The 22,271-nt window shown below is 65.3% G+C and carries 22 protein-coding genes and 1 riboswitch; of the genes, 9 read left to right on the forward strand and 13 right to left on the reverse strand.

Annotated features, from left to right (window positions below):
* Nucleotides 1-7: 7 nt before the first annotated feature.
* The 7 genes from GUV69_RS11775 to GUV69_RS11805 are packed head-to-tail and all read right to left on the reverse strand — an operon-like array spanning nt 8 to nt 6,138.
* Nucleotides 8-556: a DUF1990 domain-containing protein gene (locus tag GUV69_RS11775; protein ID WP_164202538.1), complete on the reverse strand. Its 549-nt coding sequence runs from the start codon at nt 554-556 to the stop codon at nt 8-10.
* Nucleotides 553-987, reverse strand: coding sequence for an MmcQ/YjbR family DNA-binding protein (locus GUV69_RS11780; RefSeq protein ID WP_164202540.1), 435 nt, complete (start codon nt 985-987; stop codon nt 553-555). Before GUV69_RS11780 ends, GUV69_RS11775 begins: the two co-directional genes overlap by 4 nt.
* 31 nt (nt 988-1,018) lie before the next feature.
* Nucleotides 1,019-2,257 (reverse strand): acyl-CoA dehydrogenase family protein, encoded by a 1,239-nt coding sequence (locus tag GUV69_RS11785; protein ID WP_164202542.1) that lies wholly within the window; start codon nt 2,255-2,257, stop codon nt 1,019-1,021.
* Nucleotides 2,258-2,296: 39 nt separating this feature from the next.
* Entirely contained in the window at nt 2,297-3,169 is an 873-nt protein-coding gene (locus tag GUV69_RS11790) for a MetQ/NlpA family ABC transporter substrate-binding protein (protein WP_164202544.1), read from the reverse strand.
* A gap of 27 nt (nt 3,170-3,196) precedes the next feature.
* On the reverse strand, nt 3,197-4,633 hold the full coding sequence (locus GUV69_RS11795) for an LLM class flavin-dependent oxidoreductase (RefSeq protein ID WP_164202546.1): 1,437 nt from the start codon (nt 4,631-4,633) through the stop codon (nt 3,197-3,199).
* A 46-nt stretch (nt 4,634-4,679) separates the two neighbouring features.
* Nucleotides 4,680-5,345: a methionine ABC transporter permease gene (locus tag GUV69_RS11800; RefSeq protein WP_164202548.1), complete on the reverse strand. Its 666-nt coding sequence runs from the start codon at nt 5,343-5,345 to the stop codon at nt 4,680-4,682.
* Complete coding sequence (locus GUV69_RS11805) at nt 5,338-6,138, reverse strand: methionine ABC transporter ATP-binding protein (protein WP_164202550.1); 801 nt, start codon at nt 6,136-6,138, stop codon at nt 5,338-5,340. The genes GUV69_RS11800 and GUV69_RS11805 overlap by 8 nt, the downstream gene beginning before the upstream one ends.
* Nucleotides 6,139-6,272: 134 nt before the next feature.
* Nucleotides 6,273-6,365: riboswitch (SAM riboswitch) on the reverse strand.
* A gap of 124 nt (nt 6,366-6,489) precedes the next feature.
* Between GUV69_RS11805 and GUV69_RS11810 the strand changes: the two genes are divergently transcribed.
* Nucleotides 6,490-7,518, forward strand: coding sequence for an isopenicillin N synthase family dioxygenase (locus tag GUV69_RS11810; RefSeq protein ID WP_164202552.1), 1,029 nt, complete (start codon nt 6,490-6,492; stop codon nt 7,516-7,518).
* A 25-nt stretch (nt 7,519-7,543) separates the two neighbouring features.
* Here the strand turns inward: GUV69_RS11810 and GUV69_RS11815 are convergent, their stop codons facing one another.
* Nucleotides 7,544-7,969: a CoA-binding protein gene (locus GUV69_RS11815; RefSeq protein ID WP_164202554.1), complete on the reverse strand. Its 426-nt coding sequence runs from the start codon at nt 7,967-7,969 to the stop codon at nt 7,544-7,546.
* Nucleotides 7,970-8,289: 320 nt separating this feature from the next.
* Between GUV69_RS11815 and GUV69_RS11820 the strand changes: the two genes are divergently transcribed.
* From GUV69_RS11820 to GUV69_RS11850, 7 genes are all read left to right on the forward strand, one after another.
* Nucleotides 8,290-9,105, forward strand: a complete 816-nt coding sequence (locus GUV69_RS11820) for an ABC transporter ATP-binding protein (protein WP_164202556.1) — start codon at nt 8,290-8,292, stop codon at nt 9,103-9,105.
* Between the two features lie 139 nt (nt 9,106-9,244).
* Nucleotides 9,245-10,294 (forward strand): aliphatic sulfonate ABC transporter substrate-binding protein, encoded by a 1,050-nt coding sequence (locus GUV69_RS11825; protein ID WP_164202558.1) that lies wholly within the window; start codon nt 9,245-9,247, stop codon nt 10,292-10,294.
* Nucleotides 10,294-11,193: an ABC transporter permease gene (locus GUV69_RS11830; RefSeq protein ID WP_164202560.1), complete on the forward strand. Its 900-nt coding sequence runs from the start codon at nt 10,294-10,296 to the stop codon at nt 11,191-11,193. Before GUV69_RS11825 ends, GUV69_RS11830 begins: the two co-directional genes overlap by 1 nt.
* Nucleotides 11,184-13,178 (forward strand): acetate--CoA ligase, encoded by a 1,995-nt coding sequence (gene acs, locus GUV69_RS11835; protein ID WP_164206483.1) that lies wholly within the window; start codon nt 11,184-11,186, stop codon nt 13,176-13,178. The genes GUV69_RS11830 and acs overlap by 10 nt, the downstream gene beginning before the upstream one ends.
* Nucleotides 13,175-14,365, forward strand: a complete 1,191-nt coding sequence (gene sfnG / locus GUV69_RS11840) for a dimethylsulfone monooxygenase SfnG (RefSeq protein WP_164202563.1) — start codon at nt 13,175-13,177, stop codon at nt 14,363-14,365. Before acs ends, sfnG begins: the two co-directional genes overlap by 4 nt.
* Nucleotides 14,365-15,714, forward strand: a complete 1,350-nt coding sequence (locus GUV69_RS11845) for an O-acetylhomoserine aminocarboxypropyltransferase/cysteine synthase family protein (RefSeq protein WP_164202565.1) — start codon at nt 14,365-14,367, stop codon at nt 15,712-15,714. The genes sfnG and GUV69_RS11845 overlap by 1 nt, the downstream gene beginning before the upstream one ends.
* Entirely contained in the window at nt 15,711-16,205 is a 495-nt protein-coding gene (locus GUV69_RS11850; protein ID WP_164202567.1) for a CoA-binding protein, read from the forward strand. The genes GUV69_RS11845 and GUV69_RS11850 overlap by 4 nt, the downstream gene beginning before the upstream one ends.
* A 56-nt stretch (nt 16,206-16,261) precedes the next feature.
* Here the strand turns inward: GUV69_RS11850 and GUV69_RS11855 are convergent, their stop codons facing one another.
* From GUV69_RS11855 to GUV69_RS11875, 5 genes are all read right to left on the reverse strand, one after another.
* A complete protein-coding gene (locus tag GUV69_RS11855; RefSeq protein WP_164202569.1) occupies nt 16,262-17,203 on the reverse strand; it encodes a hypothetical protein in 942 nt (313 codons plus the stop codon).
* Nucleotides 17,200-17,751 carry an RNA polymerase sigma factor gene (locus GUV69_RS11860; RefSeq protein WP_164206486.1) on the reverse strand — a complete coding sequence of 184 codons (552 nt, stop codon included), beginning with the start codon at nt 17,749-17,751 and terminating at the stop codon, nt 17,200-17,202. Before GUV69_RS11860 ends, GUV69_RS11855 begins: the two co-directional genes overlap by 4 nt.
* A gap of 260 nt (nt 17,752-18,011) precedes the next feature.
* Entirely contained in the window at nt 18,012-18,368 is a 357-nt protein-coding gene (locus GUV69_RS11865; protein ID WP_164202571.1) for a YegP family protein, read from the reverse strand.
* 288 nt (nt 18,369-18,656) lie between these two features.
* A complete protein-coding gene (locus tag GUV69_RS11870; protein ID WP_164202573.1) occupies nt 18,657-19,946 on the reverse strand; it encodes an adenylosuccinate synthase in 1,290 nt (429 codons plus the stop codon).
* Nucleotides 19,947-20,177: 231 nt separating this feature from the next.
* The gene (locus tag GUV69_RS11875; protein ID WP_164202575.1) at nt 20,178-21,242 is read right to left on the reverse strand and encodes a M14 family zinc carboxypeptidase; all 1,065 of its coding nucleotides are present in this window, start codon (nt 21,240-21,242) and stop codon (nt 20,178-20,180) included.
* 308 nt (nt 21,243-21,550) lie between these two features.
* Between GUV69_RS11875 and GUV69_RS11880 the strand changes: the two genes are divergently transcribed.
* Nucleotides 21,551-22,186 carry a uracil-DNA glycosylase gene (locus GUV69_RS11880; RefSeq protein WP_164202577.1) on the forward strand — a complete coding sequence of 212 codons (636 nt, stop codon included), beginning with the start codon at nt 21,551-21,553 and terminating at the stop codon, nt 22,184-22,186.
* The last annotated feature ends 85 nt before the right edge of the window (nt 22,187-22,271 follow it).

The following is a 22,271-nucleotide window of genomic DNA, read 5'->3' on the forward strand; positions in this document are numbered from 1 at the left end:
CTCCTGATCAGCTTTCACCTGCGGCGAGTTGGCGTGCCCCTTCAACGTATCGCGAAGTGACATGCCTCTGCGCCGCCCGGGTCACCAGGCCACCTGCACGGTAGAAGCGGTTGGCAGGCACGCTGAACGCGGTGATCTTCAGGAACACCCGCCCCGTGTCATCGACCTCCACCTCAAAGGCCTCTTCGCCGCGCGCCGGATGTCCGGGCAGCGTGCCGTAACCGAAACCGGCTGACTGCGGACCGTCGCCGGGCACGGGCCGCCGGACCCACACCACCTCGCAGGGGGCATTGATCCGGAAAGGCCCGACGCCGAAGCCGCTCACCACTCGCGTTCCCGGACGGACGACGTCGGACTCGGCCCGGACGCGCAGCCCCGAACGCCGCTGCAGCTCCCAGGTCAGTATTCCCTGCGCCACCCGGCGGTACAGGTCCCCGCCCTGCCCAAGATAGACCTGGGATACCAGGCAGGGGTACCCTTCGGGCGGCCGGCCATTCTCGGTGGCGCCCACCCCCGGATAGTCGAGCCTGCCGCCCACCAGGCGCTTGCCCTTCACGGCCGTACTCCCGGGAGAGCGGACGCTGAAGGGGTTCCGGACAGCCGTGCCCAGCCGAGCTGTTCCTGCTGCTTGCGGCTCAACGTGGCCACCACCAGGTCGTAGGAGTCCTCCACCATGTCCCGGACCATGGCGTCCGGGAGGGCGCCGTCCAGCCGTACCCCGTTCCAGTGAGTCTTATTCATGTGCCACGCCCCGGTGATTTCGGGGTGCGCTGCACGCAGGTTCTCGGCCAGGGCAGGCTCGCATTTCAAGCTCACGGACAGCTCGCGGGCATCCAGCGCGGAGGCAGCAAACATTTTCGCTTCATGCCGGGCTCCCCCGGAAACGGCGGCGCGGACCTTGAACACGGACGTCTCGGGGCCAAAGGGGAAATCCTCGAAGGCACCGGGAAAGCTCAGGCAGATCTCCCGGAGAGCAGCAGCATCCATGGCACGAGCCTATCCGGCCGAGTGCACATCGCTAACCCGCTGCGGGCACATCCCCGATGCTGTGCAGTCCTTCCGGGGTTGTGCCATTGACTTCGTAGTCCCCAACAATCCTGGCTTTGAACACTGCCGGGTTGTGCGTGGAAACTGTCCGGGCATTCCGCCAGTGCCGATCCAGCGATTTTGACTTGGACGTGGACGAAGCTCCGGTGATATCGAAAAGCTGCTGGGCGGCCGCCTGCACCAGTTCGGGAACAACCAGTTGGGCCTTCTCCACGGCGACTTCGCCCCTGACATACCGCTGCACCGCGGAGAGGTCCAGCGCCGGATCGGCGGCGGCGTCGAGCTCCCGGGCGGCTGCCAGCACAACGGACTCGGCGGCGAAGGCCTTGGCAGAAAGGTGCCCCACCAGCTGCAGGACCAGCGGATCATGGCGGAACAGCTCACCGGATCCGGTGTTGAAGGTTCGCTTCCGGTCGCGGACCAGCACGCGGGCATCCGCCAGCGCGGCCCTGCCAATCCCCGCAAGGACGGCGAGCAGGACCAGCTGGAAGAATGCCGGCTCGTGCGTCGTGGACACAGACCGCTGAATGACATTCTCAGAGGGCACGACGGCGTCGCGGAAGATGGTGGTGCCGGTCCCCGTCAGTTGCTGGCCGAAGCCGTCCCAGTCATCGAGGATTTCCACGCCGGGCTGAGTGGTGCTGACCACGGCATACTGCCGGCCCTCGACGCCCTCGGTGCCGGCGGTTACAGCGATCCATTCGGCGAAGATGGTGCCGGTGGTGTAGAACTTCCTGCCGTTCAGCAACCAGCCCTCCCCGTCCCGGGTCAGGGTGGTGCCCGTGGCGCCCAGAACGTTTCCGGACCGTTCCGTTGCGGCGTTTCCGAAGATCTCGCCGGCCACTACCCGGGGATACCAGCGGTTTTGGAAGTCCGCAGGCTCCAGGCCAACCGTCTCCACGAATGCGAAGTGTGAGCGGTATAGGTGCGCCACGGACGAATCCGCCTCCGCAAGCTCGATGAGCAGCCGGAAGAACGGTTCGAACCCGATGCCGTCACCGCCGTGTTCGACGGGCACACGCAACCGTCCAAAGCCGGCCTCGTTCAGCCAGCGGACCTGTTCGAACGGCAGGACCCTGTCCTGCTCCCGGGCCACCGCGCCTTCGGCGATACGGGCAAACACCGGCCTGAACCGTTTGGCAAGCTGCTGGTATCCGGCTTCGGGCGATGTTGCCGCCGCGGGCGCTGTGGTCTCCGGTGCGTAGGTCATGACGTCTCCCCCATCGTTATGCAGGTCCTGGTGGCCGGGCTAGAGCTTGGTGATATCAGCGGCCGGATCCTGGTCCCACGGAGTGGGCAGGATCCCGTTCTGGTAGCTGGCGAACCAAGCCTTGACCTCGGGCGACTGGAAAGCTTCCTTGAGGGCGTTTGCTTTCTCCGAACCGGCAAAGTCCTTCCGGCCGGCCACCACGATCCGGAACGGAATCTGGTCCGCATCCGATTCGAAGGCCAGGGCGTCGTCCTTGGTGTGCTTGGCGTCGGCCGCCATCCGGGCCACCAGGAATCCTGCATCCACATCGGGCAGAGTCTTGGCGAGGGACTGCTGATCCACCTCGACGAACTGCAGCTTTTTCGGGTTGGCGGTGATGTTCTCCTGGGAAGTGTGGATCACCGTCGCCTCCGAGAGCTCCAGCAGACCGGCATCGCGCAGCATAAAAAGGGCACGGCCGTTGTTGGCCGGGTCCACGGGAATACCGATGCGGGCGCCGTCCGGAAGCTCATCCAGAGACTTGTACTTGTCGGACCAGATGCCGCCCGGGGCGCTGTAAACGTAGAAGAGACCCACGTTGTCCAGGCTCTTGTCCTGGTTGAACTGCTTCAGGTAGGCGTTGTGCTGGAAGAAGTTGGCATCAAATTCGCCGTTGGCCACGGCCAGGTTGGGCTGGATAATATCCGTGACGTACGTGGGCTCCAAGGTCCACCCTTTGGCCTCAAGGAGCTTCTGGGCAATCTTGGTCGGTTCCTGGTACGGGGCCGACTCCGTGACGATGATCTTGATGGTCTTGCCGCCACTGGCCGAGCCGGTACCGCCCGGATTGACGAGGCCGCAACCGGTCAGGGCCGAAACTGAGACTGCGCCGGCGCCCGCGAGGGCATACTTGAGGAAACTTCTACGCTGCATTGTTCTTGGTCCTTCTTGCGAGTGGGGCTAAACGCTGATGGTGGCGGGTTTGTTTTCGGCGGCTGCGGAGAATTCCGTGAAGGCTCCCCGGAAGGCTGCCGCCGGGTGCCTGTCATTGAGGCGCGGTCCGGCGCTGAAGAGCTTCTCGCGCAGGGTTCCTGGCGAGTAGCCGGACTGCGCCAGGCCGCGGCGCCGCAGTTCGGGCAGGACACCCTCGATGAAATCGGTGTACGAGCCAGGGATGGTCTGGTTGATGATGTTGATCCCGTCGATTCCGGCGTCCTGCCACTCTTCGAGGCGGTCGGCAATCTGCTCCGGCGTCCCCACCACGCGGTTGGCCCGGCTGCGGTAGAGGGCAATGTCCCGGAGTGTGGGGTTGCCGCCGCGGACGGAGGCCCGGATGGCGGTCAGGTGACCCTGGCTGCCCTCGGTTTCCAGGTCACCTAGCGGGGTGTCCAGCGGCAGGCCGCCGAGGTCGACGCCGAACCCGCCGCCCACGTGGGCCAGCAGGGCCTCGATGTCCAGGCTTTCCTCCAGCTCGTCGGCTTTGCGGTTGGCCTCGGCTTCGGTGCCGCCCACCACGAAGTGCATGCCCTGGAGGAACTTCACATCGTCCGGCCGGCGGCCGGCGGCCACGGCCTGTTCGCGCACGGCCGCGGTGTATTTCGCGGCCACGTCCGTGTTCGGCGCCAGGGTAAATGTGGCCTCCGCATTGGCGGCGCAGAACTGCTGTCCCCGGCCCGAACTGCCTGCCTGGAACAGCACAGGGGTGCGCTGCCGTGACGGCGCTGAGAGGTGCGGCCCGTCGATGGAATACCGCGGCCCGCGGTGGTAGATCTTGCTGACCTTTGCGGGGTCGGCGTGGACGCCGTTTTCCTTATCCAGGAGAAGGGCGTCGTCCTCCCACGAACCCTCCCACAGTTTGTAGGCGGCTTCGACGTATTCGTCTGCCCAGTCGTAGCGTTCATCATGCTTGGTCAGCTCAGTGGCATTGAAGTTCCGGTGCGCGTTCTCCAGCACGCTGGTGACGATGTTCCAGGCCACCCGCCCGCCGCTGAGGTGGTCGAGAGTGGACATCTGCCGCGCGAACTGGAAGGGGTGGCTCTGGATGACCGACGACGTCGCGGCCAGTCCGATGTCCTTCGTTCCCACGGCGAGCGCGGACAGCAGGATCAGCGGATCGTTGGACGGCACCTGCAGGCCCTTTTTCAGCAGTGACGCCCACCCGCCGTCGTAATCGCCGTAAAGGCCCACGACGTCGGCGAAGAAGATCGCATCAAACTTGGCGTCTTCGAGCTGGCGGGCCAGGTCGATCCAGAGCGGAAGCTCGTTAAAGCGGTGTTGCTGCGCCTCGGGGCGCCGCCACTGGCCGCCCATGATGTGGCTGGACGTGTTCATCACAAACGCGCTGATCAGCAGACGGGGGCGGGGTCCGTCAAAGCGGCTACTGGGTGTTGAAGTCATGGCAGGTCTTTCGGCAGGAGTGGGTGCGTGCGGGTGCTGCGCAGGGTCAGAGCCGCTTATCCAGGCGCCGTGCGATGTACGATCCGCCCAGCTGGACGATGGTGACCAGGAGGATCATCAGCACTATGGCGGTAATCATCAGCGGAGTTTCATAGCGGTAGTAGCCATAGCGGATGGCAAAGTCGCCGATTCCGCCGCCGCCCACCAGGCCGGCCATCGCCGAGTAGGAGATGAAGCTGACGGTCATGATGGTGATGGAACTGACCAGACCGGGCTTCGCCTCGACGATCAGGACGTCGCGGACGATCTGGGACCGGCTGGCCCCCATGGACCGGGCCGCTTCCACCACGCCGCTGCCGAGCTGGCTGAGGTTCTGTTCCACAAAGCGGGCGAAATAGGGAATCGCGTTGATGGTCAGCGGGACAATGACGGCCGCCGTGCCGATGGTGGTGCCCACAATGAACCTGGTGACGGGGATGATCGCAATAAGCAGGATCAGGAACGGAAAAGACCGGATCAGGTTCACGAGCCCGTCCAGGGTGCGGTGCAGCCTGGGCCGGTGCTTCAGCCCGTTAGGGCCGATGGTGTAGAGCAGGACGCCCAGGGGTGTGCCGAGAAGCACCGCCAGGGGGATGGCCACCAGCAGCATGGTGAGCGTCTGCCCCATGGCAACGCCGATTTCGGGCAGGACTTCCAGGATGCGGTCAAACATTGAGCAGGCCTTCCGAAACGGCTTTGGCGTGGGCGGAGCGGTCAAGCTGGATCTCGTCGGAGATCAGGTAACGGCCGCTCTGGGTCGCCGGGTGGAAGCCGGGGCGCTGCAGCTCGCTGAGGTCGAACTGCTCCACTACCTTGCCTCCTTCCATCACGGCCACATTGTCGGCAATGGCTTTAATGACGTTCATCTCGTGGGTGACCACCACGATCGTGATGCCGAATTCTGCATTGACGTCGGCCAGGTACTGCAGGACCGAGGCCGTTGTACGCGGGTCAACGGCCGACGTCGGCTCATCGCAAAGCAGCACCTTGGGTTCGGTGGCAAGGGCGCGGGCAATGGCCACGCGCTGCTTCTGGCCGCCTGACAGTTTCGCCGGGTAGGTTCCCGCTTTATCGCTGAGGTCCACGATCGCCAGGGTTTCGGCAGCACGACGGCGGCGCTCGGCTTTCCCGACGCCGGCGAACTTCAGCGAGAGCTCCACGTTCTCCTGCGCAGTGAGGTTGTTGAGCAGGTTGAAATGCTGGAAGATCATGCCGATGTCGTGCCGCTTCGTGCGAAGCTCTGCATCGGACAGAGTCAACAGGTCCACGCCGTCCACCAGGACGCGGCCCGATGTGGGGCGCTCAAGCAGATTAATGTTGCGAAGCAGGGTGGATTTCCCCGCTCCGGAGAACCCGATGATGCCTTGGATGGTGCCCCGCCGGATGTGCAGGCTGACATCATCAACGGCCGTGAACCGGCCGTTTGGCGAGCCGAATGAGGTGCTGACGTTCTGGATCTCAATCACAGGCCACCACGTCCTTGGGCCGCCGCGCGGCTGCCAGTCTGTACGTTCATAAATTCCTCCGGGCTAACCCGAGGAAACCCGCAGCCCGGAATCAGGGCTCAGCTTTCGCCGCCCAAGACCGGGAACATTGAGGTTCTCCATCGGTCCTGGCAGTAGCACCGCCCACAAAAGGAGGGGGGTTGCTGCGGCGTCACAGAGCCAGGTCTCTCAGCCGCTCGAGATGGTTACAGCAACGAATCTGGCACAGGGCGGCACCTTTGAAAAAACCAAAACGTCACAAGCCGTAAGGCGAAGACACCTTACTCAACGTGAGGATCCCCACAGAGAGCCAGCCGGTGCTAGTCTGCGAAGATGTCACCCGACCAGGCCACGATCCCCGTTCTGGACATGAGCACCGCACGCCAGCCGTACGGTTCCTTCAGCCCGGAATTCATCGACCAGCTGCGGGACGCAGCCCATAACGTGGGCTTCTTCCAGATCACTGGGTACGGCGCCGCTCCCGGCCAGGCCGAAGAGCTCCTGGCCCTCATCAAGCGCTTCTTCGACCTGCCCCTTGAGGAGCGGATGAAGCTCGATAACCGGCTGTCGCCGCATTTCCGCGGCTACACGCGGATGGGCACGGAAGTCACGCAGGGCAGGGCCGATGCCCGCGAGCAGATCGACTTTTCGCCGGAACGCGAGCCGGTCGTGGACTATCCGGCGGATCAACCTTATTGGCTCCTGCAGGGCCATAACCTCTGGCCGGACGAGGCAATGCCGGAGCTTGAGCCAGCGGCCATGGCCTGGGCCGAGCTGATGTCCGAGGTCGCCATGGAACTCCTGCGCGGCATCGCCGTGGCCCTCGGCCTGCCCGAGGACCACTTCGACGAACCCTTTGGCGACGAGCCGGCCTGGATGGGCAAGCTGGTGCACTACGTTGGCGGCGTGGTGGAAGCTGCCGGCGACCAGGGTGTGGGCTCACACGCGGACTACGGTTTTGTCACCCTCCTGCTCCAGGACGAGGTGGGCGGGCTGGAAGTGCTGCCGCACGGAACCACCGAGTGGGCCACCGTGGAACCCATTCCGGGGGCGCTGGTGGTGAATCTCGGCGAGATGCTGGAGGTAGCCACCGAAGGCTACCTGATGGCCACCATCCACCGGGTCAAGGCTCCGCCGCCCGGCGTGGACCGCTATTCAGTGCCGTTCTTCTGGTCCCCGCGCCTGGATGCCGTGATCGATCCCGTGCCGCTGCCGCCTGAGCTGAAGGCCCAGGCCCGCGGCCTCTCCGACGATCCGACCAACCCGATGCTCGCCTCATTCGGCCTGAACATGCTCAAGGGCAGGATGCGCGCCCACCCGGATGTCACCGAACGCCACTACCCGGGACTGATGCAGCGCTGATTACCGGCCGGGCGGATCCGCCCCGTCAGAGGTTGTATTTCCACGCCTGCTGCGCCGGGCAGACGTTCATCACAACATCCAGTCCTGCGGCCTTCGCACGCTCAGCTGCTGCCTCGTCGATGACGCCCAGCTGCATCCAGATGGCTTTGGCGCCGGCCGCAATGGCCTGGTCAACCACAGCGCCGACCTTCTGAGAATTAACGAAGCAGTCCACGACGTCGACGGGCTGCTTTTCGGCGGGGATATCCGCGAGGGTGCGGTACCCGGTTTCGCCGTGCACCGGGTCGCCCGGCAGGTTCACGGGAATGATCTCCATCCCGAGCCTGTCGCGGATAAAAAGGGACGTGTCGTAGGCGGCGCGCCACTCGTTGGTGGTCAGGCCGACGATGGCCCACCGCCCCTTGGTTCGCATAAGGCGCTCTATGACTGCAGGATCGTTGGTGTGGCCCATGCCCCAAGCCTACGCCGCTTTGCAAAAGTTCCTCATGCCGAATTTTTGACCGGCACGAGGGGGCGGGATGGCATGTGAACGAACATTACACACTACAAGTCCGGATTTGGATTGTTTGATTCACATGGGGTGTAGTGGTAAGTGACCATCCCGAGCGGCCGAGAGACCTGGATCGATGAAGCCGCAGCAACCCTGGTCAGCGGGCGCCCCCACGGCACAGGCTGATAGCAAGGAAAAAGCCTTGGGTAAGCGGAACTGACCACTCCGCAAAAAGGCTCGACTCCGTAGGGTGCTACTGCCAGGACCGATGGAGTGATCCCATGACTGCAGTCCTGACTTCCGAGCGTGCCGGCAAGACCACCGGCTCTTCCTCAGCACTTCCTGTGTCCTTCCGCGGTCTGCGCCGCACCTTCGGGACGGGCGACGCCGCCCGCACTGTCCTGCGCGACGTCACCTTCGACGTCGAAGCAGGGGAAGTCCTGGCCATCCTGGGACCGTCCGGCTGCGGCAAATCAACCCTGCTGCGCGCGGCCGCGGGCCTGGACTCCCCGAGCGCCGGTTCCGTGGTCATCCAGGACAGCGCCGTCCAGGGCATCGATCCCCGCTGTGCGTTTGCTTTCCAGGAACCGCGGCTGCTCCCCTGGCACACCCTGCAGGCCAATGTGGCCATCGGCCTGCCCACCGGCTGCAGCGCCAAAGAAGGCAAAGCCAAGGTGTCCCGCCTGCTGGAACTTGTGGGCCTGGACAGTTTCGCCAAGCACCGCCCCCGCGAGGTCTCCGGCGGAATGGCCCAGCGCGCGTCCCTGGCCCGGGCACTGGCACGCAACCCCGGGGTCCTGCTGCTCGACGAACCGTTCGGTGCGCTGGACGCCCTGACCCGCATCAAGATGCAGGACCTGCTCCTGGACGTGCACAAGGCCGAACCCACCACAGTGCTCCTGGTCACCCACGACGTTGACGAGGCATTGCAGCTGGCGGACCGGATTATCGTTCTCGGAACTGCCGACGGCGGCCAGGGCGCCACGATCGTGCGGACCGTTGATGTGCCAGGCAGCCGTCCCCGCGACCGGGCCTCGGCAGAACTCGCCACGCTGCGCGTCTCCCTCCTGGCCAGCCTGGGTGTCGACGGGCATTGACGCCCGCAACTTCCGGCACAGCCCCGGCCCTCCGGGCCACAGATCCACTCCGCTCACCCACAAACGCAAAAGCCCGCCGTCGGTCATTAACCCGCGGCCGGAACTTGCGCCCTCCGCACCATCAGCGCAAAGGAAAACCATGCAGCACGCACGTCCCTTCACCCGCCGTTCCCTCCTTGGGGCAGCCGCCGTGGCCGCCGCCTCGGCCCTGGCGCTGACCGGCTGCGTTGCTGGTGAGGGCTCTTCCGGCCAGGCCGGGGCTGCGGGCAGCACGGCGGGCGGGACGCTGAACATTGACTTCGCCACCTATAACCCGCTCAGCCTGGTCATCAAGGACCAGGGCTGGCTTGAAGCCTCACTCAAGGACCAGGGCGTCACCGTCAACTGGATCCAGTCCGCCGGCTCAAACAAGGCCAACGAAGCCCTCCGCTCGGGCGCCATCGACGTCGGATCAACAGCAGGCTCCGCGGCCCTCCTGGCCCGCTCCAACGGTTCGCCCATCCGCACCATCAGCATCTACTCCCAGCCGGAATGGGCGGCCCTGGTGGCCCCCGCCGGCTCGGGCATCACGTCCGTCGCTGACCTCAAGGGCAAGTCCGTGGCCGCCACCAAGGGCACCGACCCCTATTTCTTCCTCCTGCAGGCCCTCGAGGAAGCCGGACTGAAGCCCGGCGACGTGACCGTGCAGAACCTGCAGCATGCTGATGGCCGCACGGCCCTGGAGAACGGCTCCGTGCAGGCGTGGTCCGGCCTGGACCCGATCATGGCCGGTGCCGAGCAGAAGGGCGCGACGCTCTTCTACCGGAACCTGGACTTCAACACCTACGGCTTCCTCAACGCCACCGAGTCCTTCCTCAAGGACAAGCCCGAACTGGCGCAGGCCGTGGTGAACGCCTACGAAAAAGCCCGCGCCTGGGCCGCTGCCAACCCGGACGAGACGGCACAGATCCTGGCCGACGTAGCCGGACTGGATCTGGCCGTGGCGAAGACCGTGGTTCTGGAACGCAGCAACCTGGACGTAGACGCCGCGCCCGGTGAGGCGCAGCGCAAAGTACTGGAGAAGATCGGCCCCACGTTTGTGGAAACCGGCGACGTCAAGACTCAGCAGCAGATCGACGACGCCGTGGCCTCCCTTCTCGACGACTCGCTGGTGAAGAAGGCTGATCCGTCAGCCATTAAGGGTTCCTGATGAGCAATCCGGAACACACCCTCCTCACCGGCAACAGTGTTGCGGATGAGCGCGCTGCAGCCGCTCCCGCAACATCGGCAGGCGCCGCCCGGGCGGATGCTTCGGCAACCGCTCCGGCAAAGGGATGGTCTCCCGCCGGGGTCCGTTCACGGAACTGGGCGCGCCTGCCCCTTGGCCTGATCATTCCGGCGATCCTGCTGGTCTCCTGGCAGATGGCATCGTCCACCGGCATGTTCAGTGTGGTCCAGCTGCCGCCCCCTGCAATGGTGCTGGGCGCAGCCGGCGAACTCCTGGGCCGCGGCGAACTGGGCACCCACATCGCCATTTCCACCCAGCGTGTGGTGATCGGATTCCTCATCGGCGCCGCATTGGGCCTCATCCTGGGAGCCACTGTGGGCCTGTCGAAAATTGCCGACGCCCTCCTGGCACCCACCATCGGTGCATTGCGCGCCGTCCCGTCCCTGGCTTGGGTGCCGCTGCTGATCCTGTGGCTGAAGATCGGCGAAGACTCCAAGGTCACCCTGATCATCATCGGCGCCTTCTTCCCCGTTTTCACCACCGTGTCCCTGGCCCTGCGCCACGTGGACCGAAATCTCGTGGAAGCGGCCCGCGCCTTCGGGCTCAAGGGCGTCAGGCTCCTGACCACTGTGCAGCTGCCCGCTGTGGTGCCGGCAGTCTTTTCCGGGCTGCGCCTGGCACTGGCGCAGGCCTGGCTGTTCCTGGTGGCTGCCGAACTGATCGCCTCCTCCATGGGGCTCGGCTTCCTGCTGATCGACTCGCAAAACAACGGCCGCACCGACAGGCTTTTCCTGGCCATCGTGCTGCTGGCCGTGATTGGAAAACTGACGGATGCCCTCCTGGGCCTGGCAGAGAAATGGGCGGTAAAACGATGGGCCTGAGCACCGTGGACGCGATTGAAACCGCACACAACAAGCACCCCGGCACCGAAGCCGAGCGGATTGCGTTCTGGGAGGACGCGGCCCGGCGCCTGGACTGGGCCGAACCGTGGCACACCGCCCACACGTTCGAGAAGGCAGAGCTCCTCAGCGGCCCCGACGTCCCCGCCGACGAAGCGGAATACTCGGTCCCGCGCATCGAATGGTTCGCCGGCGGACGCCTGAACGTGGCCTACAACTGCGTGGACCGCCATGTGGAGGCAGGGCGCGGCGACAAGGTGGCGCTCTACTTCGAGGGCGAACCGGGCGACCGCCGTGCCATCACCTATGCCGAACTCCAGCGTGAAGTGGCCAAGGCCGCCAACACGCTCCTGGCATTGGGCATCACCAAGGGCGACCGCGTGGTCATCTACCTGCCGGTTATCCCCGAAACCGTCATCATCACCCTCGCCGTGGCCCGCATCGGCGCCATCCACTCGCTGGTGTTCGGCGGCTTCTCCGCGGAGGCGCTGAAGTTCCGTGTGGAGGACACCCAGGCCAAGCTGCTGGTCACCACGGACGGCCAGTTCCGCCGCGGCGTGGCCGTGCCAGTCAAGGACAACGCCGATGCGGCCGTCGCGGGGGACAATGCCATCGAGCACGTCCTCGTGGTCAACCGCACCACCCCGGCGGACCAGCTCGCTGCCGTTTCCATGACTGAAGGCCGCGACGTCTGGTGGCATGACGCCGTCGGAAACGCTGCGGACGTCCACGAGCCGGAAGCGTTCGACGCCGAGACTCCCCTCTTCATCATGTACACCTCCGGCACCACGGGTAAGCCGAAGGGCCTGGTCCACACCTCCGGCGGCTACCTCACCCAGGCGTCCTGGAGCTACGAGCACCTGTTCAGCAACCCGGATCCGGCCCTCCGTGACGGCGACGTGCACTGGTGCACGGCGGACCTCGCCTGGGTCACCGCGCACACGTACGAAATCTACGGACCGCTCTCCAACGGCGTCACCCAGGTGATCTTCGAAGGCACCCCGAACACCCCGCATCCGGGCCGGCACTTCGAAATCATCGAGCGGTACGGCGTCACGCAGTACTACACGGCTCCCACGCTTGTCCGTTCCCTGATGGGCTGGTTCCCGGACGGCGTGCCGGACACCTACAACCTCTCCTCCATCCGGATGCTGGGCACCGTGGGCGAAGCCATCAACCCCGAGGCCTGGCGCTGGCTGCGGCAGAACGTCGGCGCCGGCACCGCCCCCGTGGTGGACACGTGGTGGCAGTCCGAAACCGGAGCGACCATCCTCTCCCCCGCCCCCACGGACACCGACTTCAAACCCGGGTGCGCGGCTCGCCCGCTGCCCGGGGTGAGCACCAGGATCGTGGACGACGCCGGCAAGACAGTTCCGCCGGGCGTCCAGGGATTCATTGTGGTTGACGCTTTTGGGCCGTCCATCGCGCGGACCGTGTGGGGCAACCCCCAGCGCTACCTCGATTCCTACTGGCGGCAGTACGCCGAGCAGGGCTGGTTCCTGGCCGGCGACGGTGCCAAGTACGACGCCGACGGCGATATCTGGATCCTGGGCCGCGTGGATGACACCCTCAACGTCTCCGGACACCTGCTGTCCACCATCGAGATCGAATCGGCCCTGGTGTCCCACCCGGACGTGGTGGAGGCCGGCGTCTGTCCGGTGGCTGATCCGAAGACCGGACACGCGATTGTGGCGTTTGTCGTTTTACGGGGCGACGCTGCGCAAGACTGTGCCACGGACCTCCGCAACCACGTCGCGAAGGCGATCGGCCCCATCGCCAAGCCGCGCGACGTCGTCGTGGTTCCTGACGTACCCAAGACGCGCAGCGGCAAGATCATGCGCCGGCTACTGACGCAGCTTTTTGAGGGGACCGCCCTGGGCGACACCACCTCACTCCAGAACGAACCGGCGATCGCCGGCATCCAGGACGTCCTGCGCGAGCGGACCCTAGCAAAGGAAAATTCATGACAGACATCAGCAACGTAGCCCGTCTCTCTGAGCCGCTGAAGTTCGCCTACTGGGTGCCGAACGTTTCCGGTGGCCTGGTGGTTTCCACCATCGAGCAGCGGACCGGCTGGGACTTCGACTACAACAAGAAGCTGGCGCAGATCGCCGAGAACTCCGGCTTCGAGTACGCCCTGACCCAGACGCGCTACGCCGCCTCCTACGGCGCGGACAAGCAGCACGAAGCCACCTCGTTCAGCCTGGCCCTGCTGGCCGCGACCGAGCGCCTCAAGGTCATCGCCGCGGTCCACCCGGGCATGTGGCACCCGGGCGTGCTGGCCAAATACATCATCACGGCGGATCACATCTCCAACGGCCGCGCCGCTGTTAACATCGTCTCCGGCTGGCTCAAGAACGAGTTCACCAACTTCGGCCTCGAATGGCTGGAGCACGACGAACGCTACGTCCGCACCGAGGAGTTCATCAAGGTCCTGCGGGGCCTGTGGACCGAGCAGGAATACAGCCAGTCCGGCAAGTACTACAACATCACCGACTTCACCCTGAACCCGGCACCGGTTGACGTTCCGGGCCGCGCCCACCCGGAGATCTTTTTCGGCGGCAACTCCACGGCGGCGCAGGCTACCGCCGGCCGCGTGGCTGACTGGTACTTCTCCAACGGCAAGGACCTGGAAGGCTTCAAGGAGAACATCGCCGGTGTGGTGGGCGCTGCCGGCGAGACCCGGCGCGGCACGGGCGGCCCGCTTGACGCACCCAAATTCGGCCTGAACGGCTTTGTCATCGCCCGCGATTCAGAAAAGGAAGCCCGCGACACCCTGTGCGAAGTCGTGGCGAAGGCACACAAGCCGGCAGTCCAGGGCTTCCGCGACGCCGTGCAGGAAGCCGGCGCGTCCACCAAGGACGGCAAGGGCATGTGGGCAGACTCGAGCTTCGAGGACCTGGTCCAGTACAACGACGGCTTCAAGACCCAGCTGATCGGCACCCCGGAGCAGATCGCCGAGCGGATCGTCGAATACAAGAAGATCGGCGTGAACCTGTTCCTCACCGGCTACCTGCACTTCCAGGAGGAAGTGGCGGCGTTCGGCCAGGACATCCTGCCGATCGTCCGCGAACTCGAAGCCGACCTCGCCCGCAAGAACGGCACGGAACTGATCCCCACCCGCCCCCTAGCCTCTGAAAAGGTGGCTGTCTAATGTCCGATCGCACATTTGGTTTCCGCACCCGCGCCCTGCACGCCGGCGGCACTCCCGACGCCGAGCACGGAGCCCGCGCAGTGCCCATTTACCAGACCACGTCCTTTGTGTTCAAGGACACCCAGGACGCGGCCAACCTCTTCGCGCTGCAGAAGTACGGCAACATCTACTCCCGCATCGGCAACCCCACCGTGGCTGCGTTCGAGGAGCGCATCGCTTCGCTGGAAGGCGGCATCGGCGCGGTGGCCACGTCCTCCGGCATGGCCGCTGAGTTCATCACGTTCGCCGCGCTGACCCAGTCCGGCGACCACATCGTGGCCGCCTCACAGCTGTACGGCGGCACCGTCACCCAGCTGGACGTGACCCTGCGCCGGTTCGGTGTGGACACCACGTTTGTGCCCGGCACCGACCCCGCGGACTATGCCGCGGCGGTCCGGGAAAACACCAAGGCGATCTTCGTCGAGGTGGTGGCCAACCCGTCGTCGGAAGTCCAGGACCTTGCCGGGCTGGCCAAGGTAGCGCACGACGCCGGTATCCCCTTGGTGGTCGACGCCACCCTGAGCACGCCGTACCTCGTGCGGCCGATCGAACACGGCGCCGACATCGTGATCCACTCCGCCACGAAGTTCCTCGGCGGGCACGGCACCACCCTGGGCGGCGTGATTGTCGAAAGCGGCCGGTTCAACTGGGGCAACGGCAAGTTCCCCACGATGACCGAGCCGGTGGCCTCCTACGGCAACGTCTCCTGGTGGGGCAACTTTGGCGAGTACGGCTTCCTGACCAAGCTCCGCTGTGAGCAGCTCCGCGACATCGGCCCGGCGCTGTCCCCGCAGTCCGCCTTCCAGCTGCTGCAGGGCGTGGAAACCCTCCCGCAGCGCCTGGACGAGCACCTGAAGAACGCGCAGGCCGTGGCCGAATGGCTCGAAGCCGATCCCCGCGTGGCCTATGTGAACTTCTCCGGGCTCCCCTCGCACCCGCACTTTGAGCGGGCGAAGAAGTACCTGCCACTGGGCCCCGGCTCCGTGTTCTCCTTCGGCGTGAAGGGCGGCCGCGTGGCCGGGCAGAAGTTCATCGAAGCTCTGCAGCTGGCCTCACACCTGGCCAACGTGGGCGATTCCCGCACCCTGGTGATCCACCCCGGTTCCACCACGCACCAGCAGCTCAGCCCGGAGCAGCTGGCAACGGCCGGTGTGCCCGAGGACCTGGTCCGCATCTCCGTGGGCCTGGAGGACATCGAGGATATCCTGTGGGACCTGGACCAGGCCCTGACCGAAGCCTCGGCGGTCTCAGCCACTGAGGAAGACTTCACCCTGGAAGCTGATTCCTGCACGATTGGAGCACGCGCATGAGCACCGAAACCCGCACCTGGGAAGGCCCCTCCGCACCGGAGCGCCTGAACCTGCTGCGTGCAGCCAAGTCCATTGCCATTGTGGGCGCCTCGGACAAGCCGTCGCGGGCGAGCTACTTCGTGGCGACCTACCTGCAGTCGTCCACGCGGTACAAAGTGTACTTCGTCAACCCCGTGGTGAAGGAGATTCTTGGTGAACCCACCTACGCCTCGCTGGCCGATCTTCCCGAGAGCCCGGACATCGTGGATGTGTTCCGCAAGCACGACGACCTCCCCGGCGTCCTGGACGAAGCCATCGCGGCCGGCGCCAAAACCCTGTGGCTGCAGCTCGGCTCCTGGCATGAGGCCGTGGCCGCCGATGCGGAGGCAGCAGGGCTCAACGTGGTGATGGACCGCTGCGTGAAGATCGAGCACGCCCGCTTCCACGGCGGCCTGCACCTGGCCGGTTTCGACACCGGCGTCATCTCCTCCAAGCGGCAGCTCCTGTCCTGACGGAAATGACAGGAGCGGTAGTCCTCAGCGCACCATCTCCCTGAGGACTACCCTGCTTAGCGGCTGAACTTCTTCAGCCAGATTGAACCGGGGCCGGCATTGCCGGCTCCGGTTTTTTCTGTTCCTGCCGGGTCTGTTGTTGCCGGTCCAAGGATTGCCGGCGTCAGGTTGTCCACGACGGCGGCGGAGGCCCCGCCCACGAGCCTGCCTGCTCCTTCCAGCCCGCCGGCGAGGTCAGTGCCGGGCGCAGCGCCAGGCCCCTGGCCTTCCGGCGCGGTACCGTCCGGCGAGCTGCCGCCGCCGTTGGTGGCGGCGGCGCCGTTCCGGGACGCCCCGCCGTCGGCCGCCGGCTTACCCGGTGATACCGTGGCCCCGCCGGGGTCCTGGCTTCGGCCGGGACCGTTGCCCTGCCCGGCACTCCCCTGCACACCGTTCCCGGGGGCGCCGGTTCCCTGCCGGTTAGGTCCCGGTTCTCCGGTCACCTGATGGCTGGTTCCCTGCCCGGGCAGCGATGAGCCGTCCGACAGTGGATCGTCCGGCCCTGAGCCGTCCCGCAGTGAGCTGTCCCGCACGGTTGCATCCCGGGAGCCGGTTCCGGCCGCGGGCGGCCAGGGCAGGTCACCGGCTGCTTCGGCGACAGGGATCCCGGTGACGGTCCAGGACGGTGCCCAGTCCTGCAGCATGTGCTGGACGGAGCGGCTGGCGTTGGGACCCGGAGCCGGGGCCGTGGCCGCCACCCCGGTGACACCCAGGCCCATCCCCGCGATGACGGCAAGGCCGACAGCAGCGGTCCGGTGGCTGCGGCGCAGGCGATGGCCGGCCGGTTGGCTTGGCTGCGCCGACAGCAGTGCCGCCAGTTCCCCGCCGGGCGCCGGAACCGGCAGGGACGCCAGCGCACCCAACGAGAGCAGTGTGGCCCGAAGGCCTGGGTCCGTTTCGCCGGCGTCGAGCAGCATCTCATCCACAGTGCGGAGCAGAGGGCTGGTTTTGGAGGTCATGGCATCACATATTCCTTCACTGCGGACTGCTCGCGCAGCCGGATCAAAGCGCGGCGCTGGAGCTGTTTCACGGCGCCTCCGCTCTTGCCCATAACCTCCGCCGCCTGCTCAATGGTCAGGCCCGCTATCAGGCGCAGCGTCAGGACCTCACGCTGGTCATCCGGAAGGACACTCAGCAGGCCCTGCACCTCCTCCGGTGAGACACGCTCCATCACCTCGTCCTCGGCAGATGACTCCTCGCGCACGTCCAGGTCGGGTTCGAAGGGAAGGACAACAGGGGTGCGGCGCCGCCGCCGGTGGTCGTCCACCATCCGCGCGTGGGCCACCGAGAAAACAAAGGTCCGCAGTCCTGCCACGCCGCCGGTGACCGTCTGCAGCCGAGGAAGGACCGCCAGGAACACTTCCTGCATAACAGCCTCCGGATCTTCTACCCCGCGGGCTGTGAGGTAGCCCAGGACCTGTGATGCATAGGACCGGTACACGATGCTGAAGAGCTCCGGTTCCAGGGCGCGCGCATGCCAAACGTCGTCTGTCAGCGCATAGGTCACGGACATAGGGCTTTCGGTGAGGGGGGCTCTGCCTGCCCCGCTAACTTTACCCGCCGGTAACCATGCCCGCCGGCAGCGGGCGGTGCACCGTTGAGGAGCAAAAGAGCCGGCCTGGAACCTGATGGGGGACAAGTTCCAAACCGGCGCTACAAAGGGGTAATCGTTGCGGACCCGGCGGGGGTTACGCCCGGTCACTAAGAATTTTTAAATTTCTTGGCTTGGGCCGCGGCGCCTTCCCCGGCGCCGCGCCAAAACGCTTCTTACACGCTGCCGCGCACGGCATTGAAGTGGGCAAACGCGCGGACCCGGCTGACCGGCACACGCTGCACGTCACAAGCAGGTTCGGCTGCGGGGGCCTGCACAGCGACGGATGGTACGGCCACGGACCGGGCCGGCACAGGAGCCCGTGCAGGGGTGCGCCGGTCATGGCGCTCAGCGGCGGAAAGATCGGTCACGAGCCCGGTTCCGGCGCACTCGCGGGCGGCGGCGATTCCGGCTGCGACGGCGGACTTGTCCGCGAAAGCCCCGGACACCGCCACCACGGTGCCATCAGGGGCCTTGAGGCGAAACCTGAAGAGGGAATCAGCGTCGAGAAAAACTTCAAACATTCCGGCCATAACAAAAATCCTTCCGGTCGGCGGGGTTCCTGCTCGTGGCGTCGTTGTCACGTGGCAGGCCCGGACGCATCCCTGCGCCATGTTCCCGCGGGTCTGGTCGAACGATCTGTTGATCCATTCACCCTATGTGAAAAGTCTCCCGGCCGCGCCTGCAGCCCCACAAGACCGGCGGCGTTAACCCTGTGTAAATTGCGTGCATCCACCCGCGGACCGTCCGCCTGTCCCGCAAAAACGGCGGCGGACCACCCCCGAAAAGGGTGACCCGCCGCCGTCGGACGTTCCGGAACGTCAGCTGTTAACGAGGTCGTGCACCACGATGGTCTGGTCCCGGTCCGGGCCCACGCCGATAGCGGAGAAACGCGTCCCGGAGAGCTTTTCGAGGGCCAGCACATAGTTGCGGGCGTTCTCGGGAAGGTCTTCCAGGGTGCGGGCTCCGGTGATGTCCTCGGTCCAGCCTTCGAAGTACTCGAAGATGGGCACCGCGTGGTGGAACTCGGTCTGGGTCATCGGCATTTCGTCGTGGCGGACGCCGTCAACGTCGTACGCAACGCATACCGGGATCTGCTCGATGCCCGTCAGGACGTCCAGCTTGGTGACGAAGTAGTCCGTGAAGCCGTTGACCCGGGAAGCGTGGCGGGCCAGGACGGCGTCGTACCAGCCGCAGCGGCGGGGACGGCCGGTGTTGACGCCGAACTCACCGCCGGTCTTCTGCAGGTACACGCCCATGTCGTCGAACAGTTCCGTGGGGAACGGGCCGGCGCCGACGCGGGTGGTGTAGGCCTTGATGATGCCGATGGAACGCGAGATCCGGGTGGGACCGATGCCCGAACCAACGGACGCACCGCCAGCCGTGGGGTTGGAGGAGGTCACAAACGGGTATGTCCCGTGGTCCACGTCCAGGAACGTGGCCTGGCCGCCTTCCATCAGCACAACCTTGCCCTCGTCCAGGGCATTGTTCAGGACCAGTGTGCTGTCGATGACCAGCGGGCGCAGCCGCTCGGCGAAGGACAGGAAGTAGCTGACGATCTCCTCGACCACCACGCTGCGGCGGTTGTAGACCTTGACCAGGAGTTCGTTCTTCTGGCGCAGTGAGCCTTCCACCTTCTGGCGGAGGATGGATTCGTCGAAGACGTCCTGGACGCGGATGCCCAGCCGGGCCACCTTGTCCATGTAAGCCGGGCCGATGCCGCGGCCGGTGGTGCCGATGGCACGGCTGCCGAGGAAGCGCTCGGTGACCTTGTCCAGCACCTGGTGGTAAGGCGCGACCAGGTGGGCGTTGGCGGACACACGGAGTTTGGAGGTGTCCGCTCCGCGGGCCTCCAGTCCGTCGATCTCCTCGAACAGTGCTTCGAGGTTCACCACGCAGCCGTTGCCGATGATCGGAACCGCGTTAGGGCTCAGGATGCCTGCCGGAAGGAGCTTAAGCTCATACTTCTCACCGCCTACGACGACGGTATGGCCGGCATTGTTGCCGCCGTTCGGCTTGACGACGTAGTCAACACGGCCGCCAAGAAGATCGGTGGCTTTGCCTTTTCCTTCGTCGCCCCACTGGGCACCTACGATCACGATTGCTGGCATGGGATCCTCCCCCATTCGTTCGGGCCGCACAGTTTGTCCACCGAATGGCAGACCCGATGCGGCACCGTTCATGAGAATGCCCCGGAGGCAACGCCCGTCCGGACCGCGACGGCGGCCGGCCACGCAAGAGTTCCGGGGCTCTTACCACCCAAGTTTAGCCGATCACAGACCTTCTCCATTCAGGAGGCGTCCCGTGGCCCTTCGTAAGCGACAAAGGACCACGGGCAGGCACTACTCGCTGTCGGCTTCCTCGCCCGGCCGGGACGTTTGGGTGGCCAGGCTGTCCCAGAAGGAGGTGTCGGCGTCGGCAATGGACCCGTCTGCGATGGCCGCAGCCGTGGCCGTCAGCGTGGTCACTGTCTGTTTGATGAGGTAACCGTTGCTGCGGAGACCGAGGGCGTAGCCATCCAGGTAATGATCCGACATGCCCCGCATTTCGAAGAGCAGGGTGGCGATACCGTAGTCCACTGCGATGCCGTTGCGGCTGATTGTCTCGGCGCTGCCGCCGACGTACTTGCCCAAGTGGCCCCAGCCGGTGGAGTCAACGTTATTGAACACCACGGCACCCAGCTGTTTGGACTTGTCCACAACAGCGGGATCGGCGTTGGGGGTAGTTGGGTACAGGATGGACCCGGAGACCAGTTTCCCGTCGCGCTCGCTTCTGCTGCCTTGGTGGTGAAGGTCAATCATGTAGTCAATCTTGTACTTGGTCATCACGTTGTTGTGCAGCGCCTGCGTCTCGGGCTGAACCTTGGCCACATGGTCCCGGTTCAGGTCCACTTCCTCGGCGTTGTACCGCGTCATGTTGCGGTCGCCCTTAGCCAGATAGTCATCAAGCGGGAAGTTGACGTCTCCCATCGCACCGTCGGCGTTGAGCATGGGAACGATAAGGACGTTCACCCCGTCGAGAATGTCCGCCGATTTTCCGGTCCCGAGGTGCTTGACGAATTCCAGGGCACCCTCGGTGGTGAGTTGCTCGTTGCCGTGCTGCTGGGTCAGATAGAGGATGGTGGGCTTGGCCGGATCCGACAGGTACTTCACCAGATGAATATCCCGGCCTTTGACGGTCTGGCCGATCACTTCCAGTTCCATGGCGGATTGGCGGGCGTCCTGGTCTTGCAGGAAGGTGACCATCTGGTCATAGGTGGCCAGTTTGGACGTAGTGATCTGGCCGTTGCCGTCATAGTTGGGCCCTTCGCCCACGGCGTTCGCCAACGGCGCCGGCGCGGCCACCGCCGCCAAGGCCAATGCTCCGGAAACGGCGAGCGTCTTCAAGGTTGCCAGAGTTTGCTTCACGGGGCGTTACCTCTTTCGAGTGCAAGTAGGGTGCGAACCAGCCACACAACCTCTGTTGCGAACTGTGACAGCAGCCAACCAAGCTATACGGATTAAGTCAATGTCCGTGACCAGTTTGCGGCTGACGCCGATCCGGATTAAACCATTCATTCACCGGCGTTTCGCTTTGCGGGACTTGATAGACTGATATAGATCGACTAGGAATCGGTCCACACCACATTTCAAAACCATCCCGGAATGGCTGCGCCTCCCCGCGCCCATTTTCCGGATTGGCGCAGCACCGAGCCCCGCAGGAGACACTTCACTTCATGACAGCCCTGGCCCCCGAATCTTTCCGTGAACAGCTCATGAGCCGCCGTTACGAGCCCAACGTCGCCGCCGTCAACGAGCTGTGCGATTCCCTGCAGAGCGTCAAGCCCCACACCCAGGTCCCCTACGTCGACCCCATGCACGACGTGGACGAGTGCCGCATCATCAGCCTCTACTCCAACATCGGCGAGGCCGACCCGTCCGGCTTCATCACCGCCGGCGACGACGACGCCGCCACCCGCATGCTCGGCATTCAGTGGAAGCTGGGCCTGCGTCCGGAATTTGTGATGCCGTGGAACGTCCACCCGTGGCACACCCCGGGCGAGCTCAACGGCAAGTTCACGCCGGACCAGATCTCTTCCGGCCTGAAGCCGCTGCTCAAGTTCCTGGCTTTGGTTCCCCGCGCCTCGGTCATTGTTGCCCACGGCACCGAAGCCAACCGCCTGGCCAACCTGCTCCTGAAGACCGAGGTCCCCATGATCTGGCGCCGCGGCCTGAAGACTTACAAGGTCCGCTCGCTGAGCGGCCGCGCATTCGCCGGCACCCCGGCCCGCCAGGAGCAGTACCTCGAGGAAATGCGCGTCGCCTATGCAGACGCCATGGCCCGCACCGGCCTGGCGAAAGCTGCCAGCTGACTTAACCCGGCGCAGACGACGGCGGGCGGTCACCTTTCTTCCGAAAGGTAACCGCCCGCCGTCGCACTTTAACCGCGCTTGCTGT

The organism is [Micrococcus luteus] ATCC 49442 (assembly GCF_010367585.1).
GTDB lineage: Bacteria > Actinomycetota > Actinomycetes > Actinomycetales > Micrococcaceae > Arthrobacter > Arthrobacter luteus_A.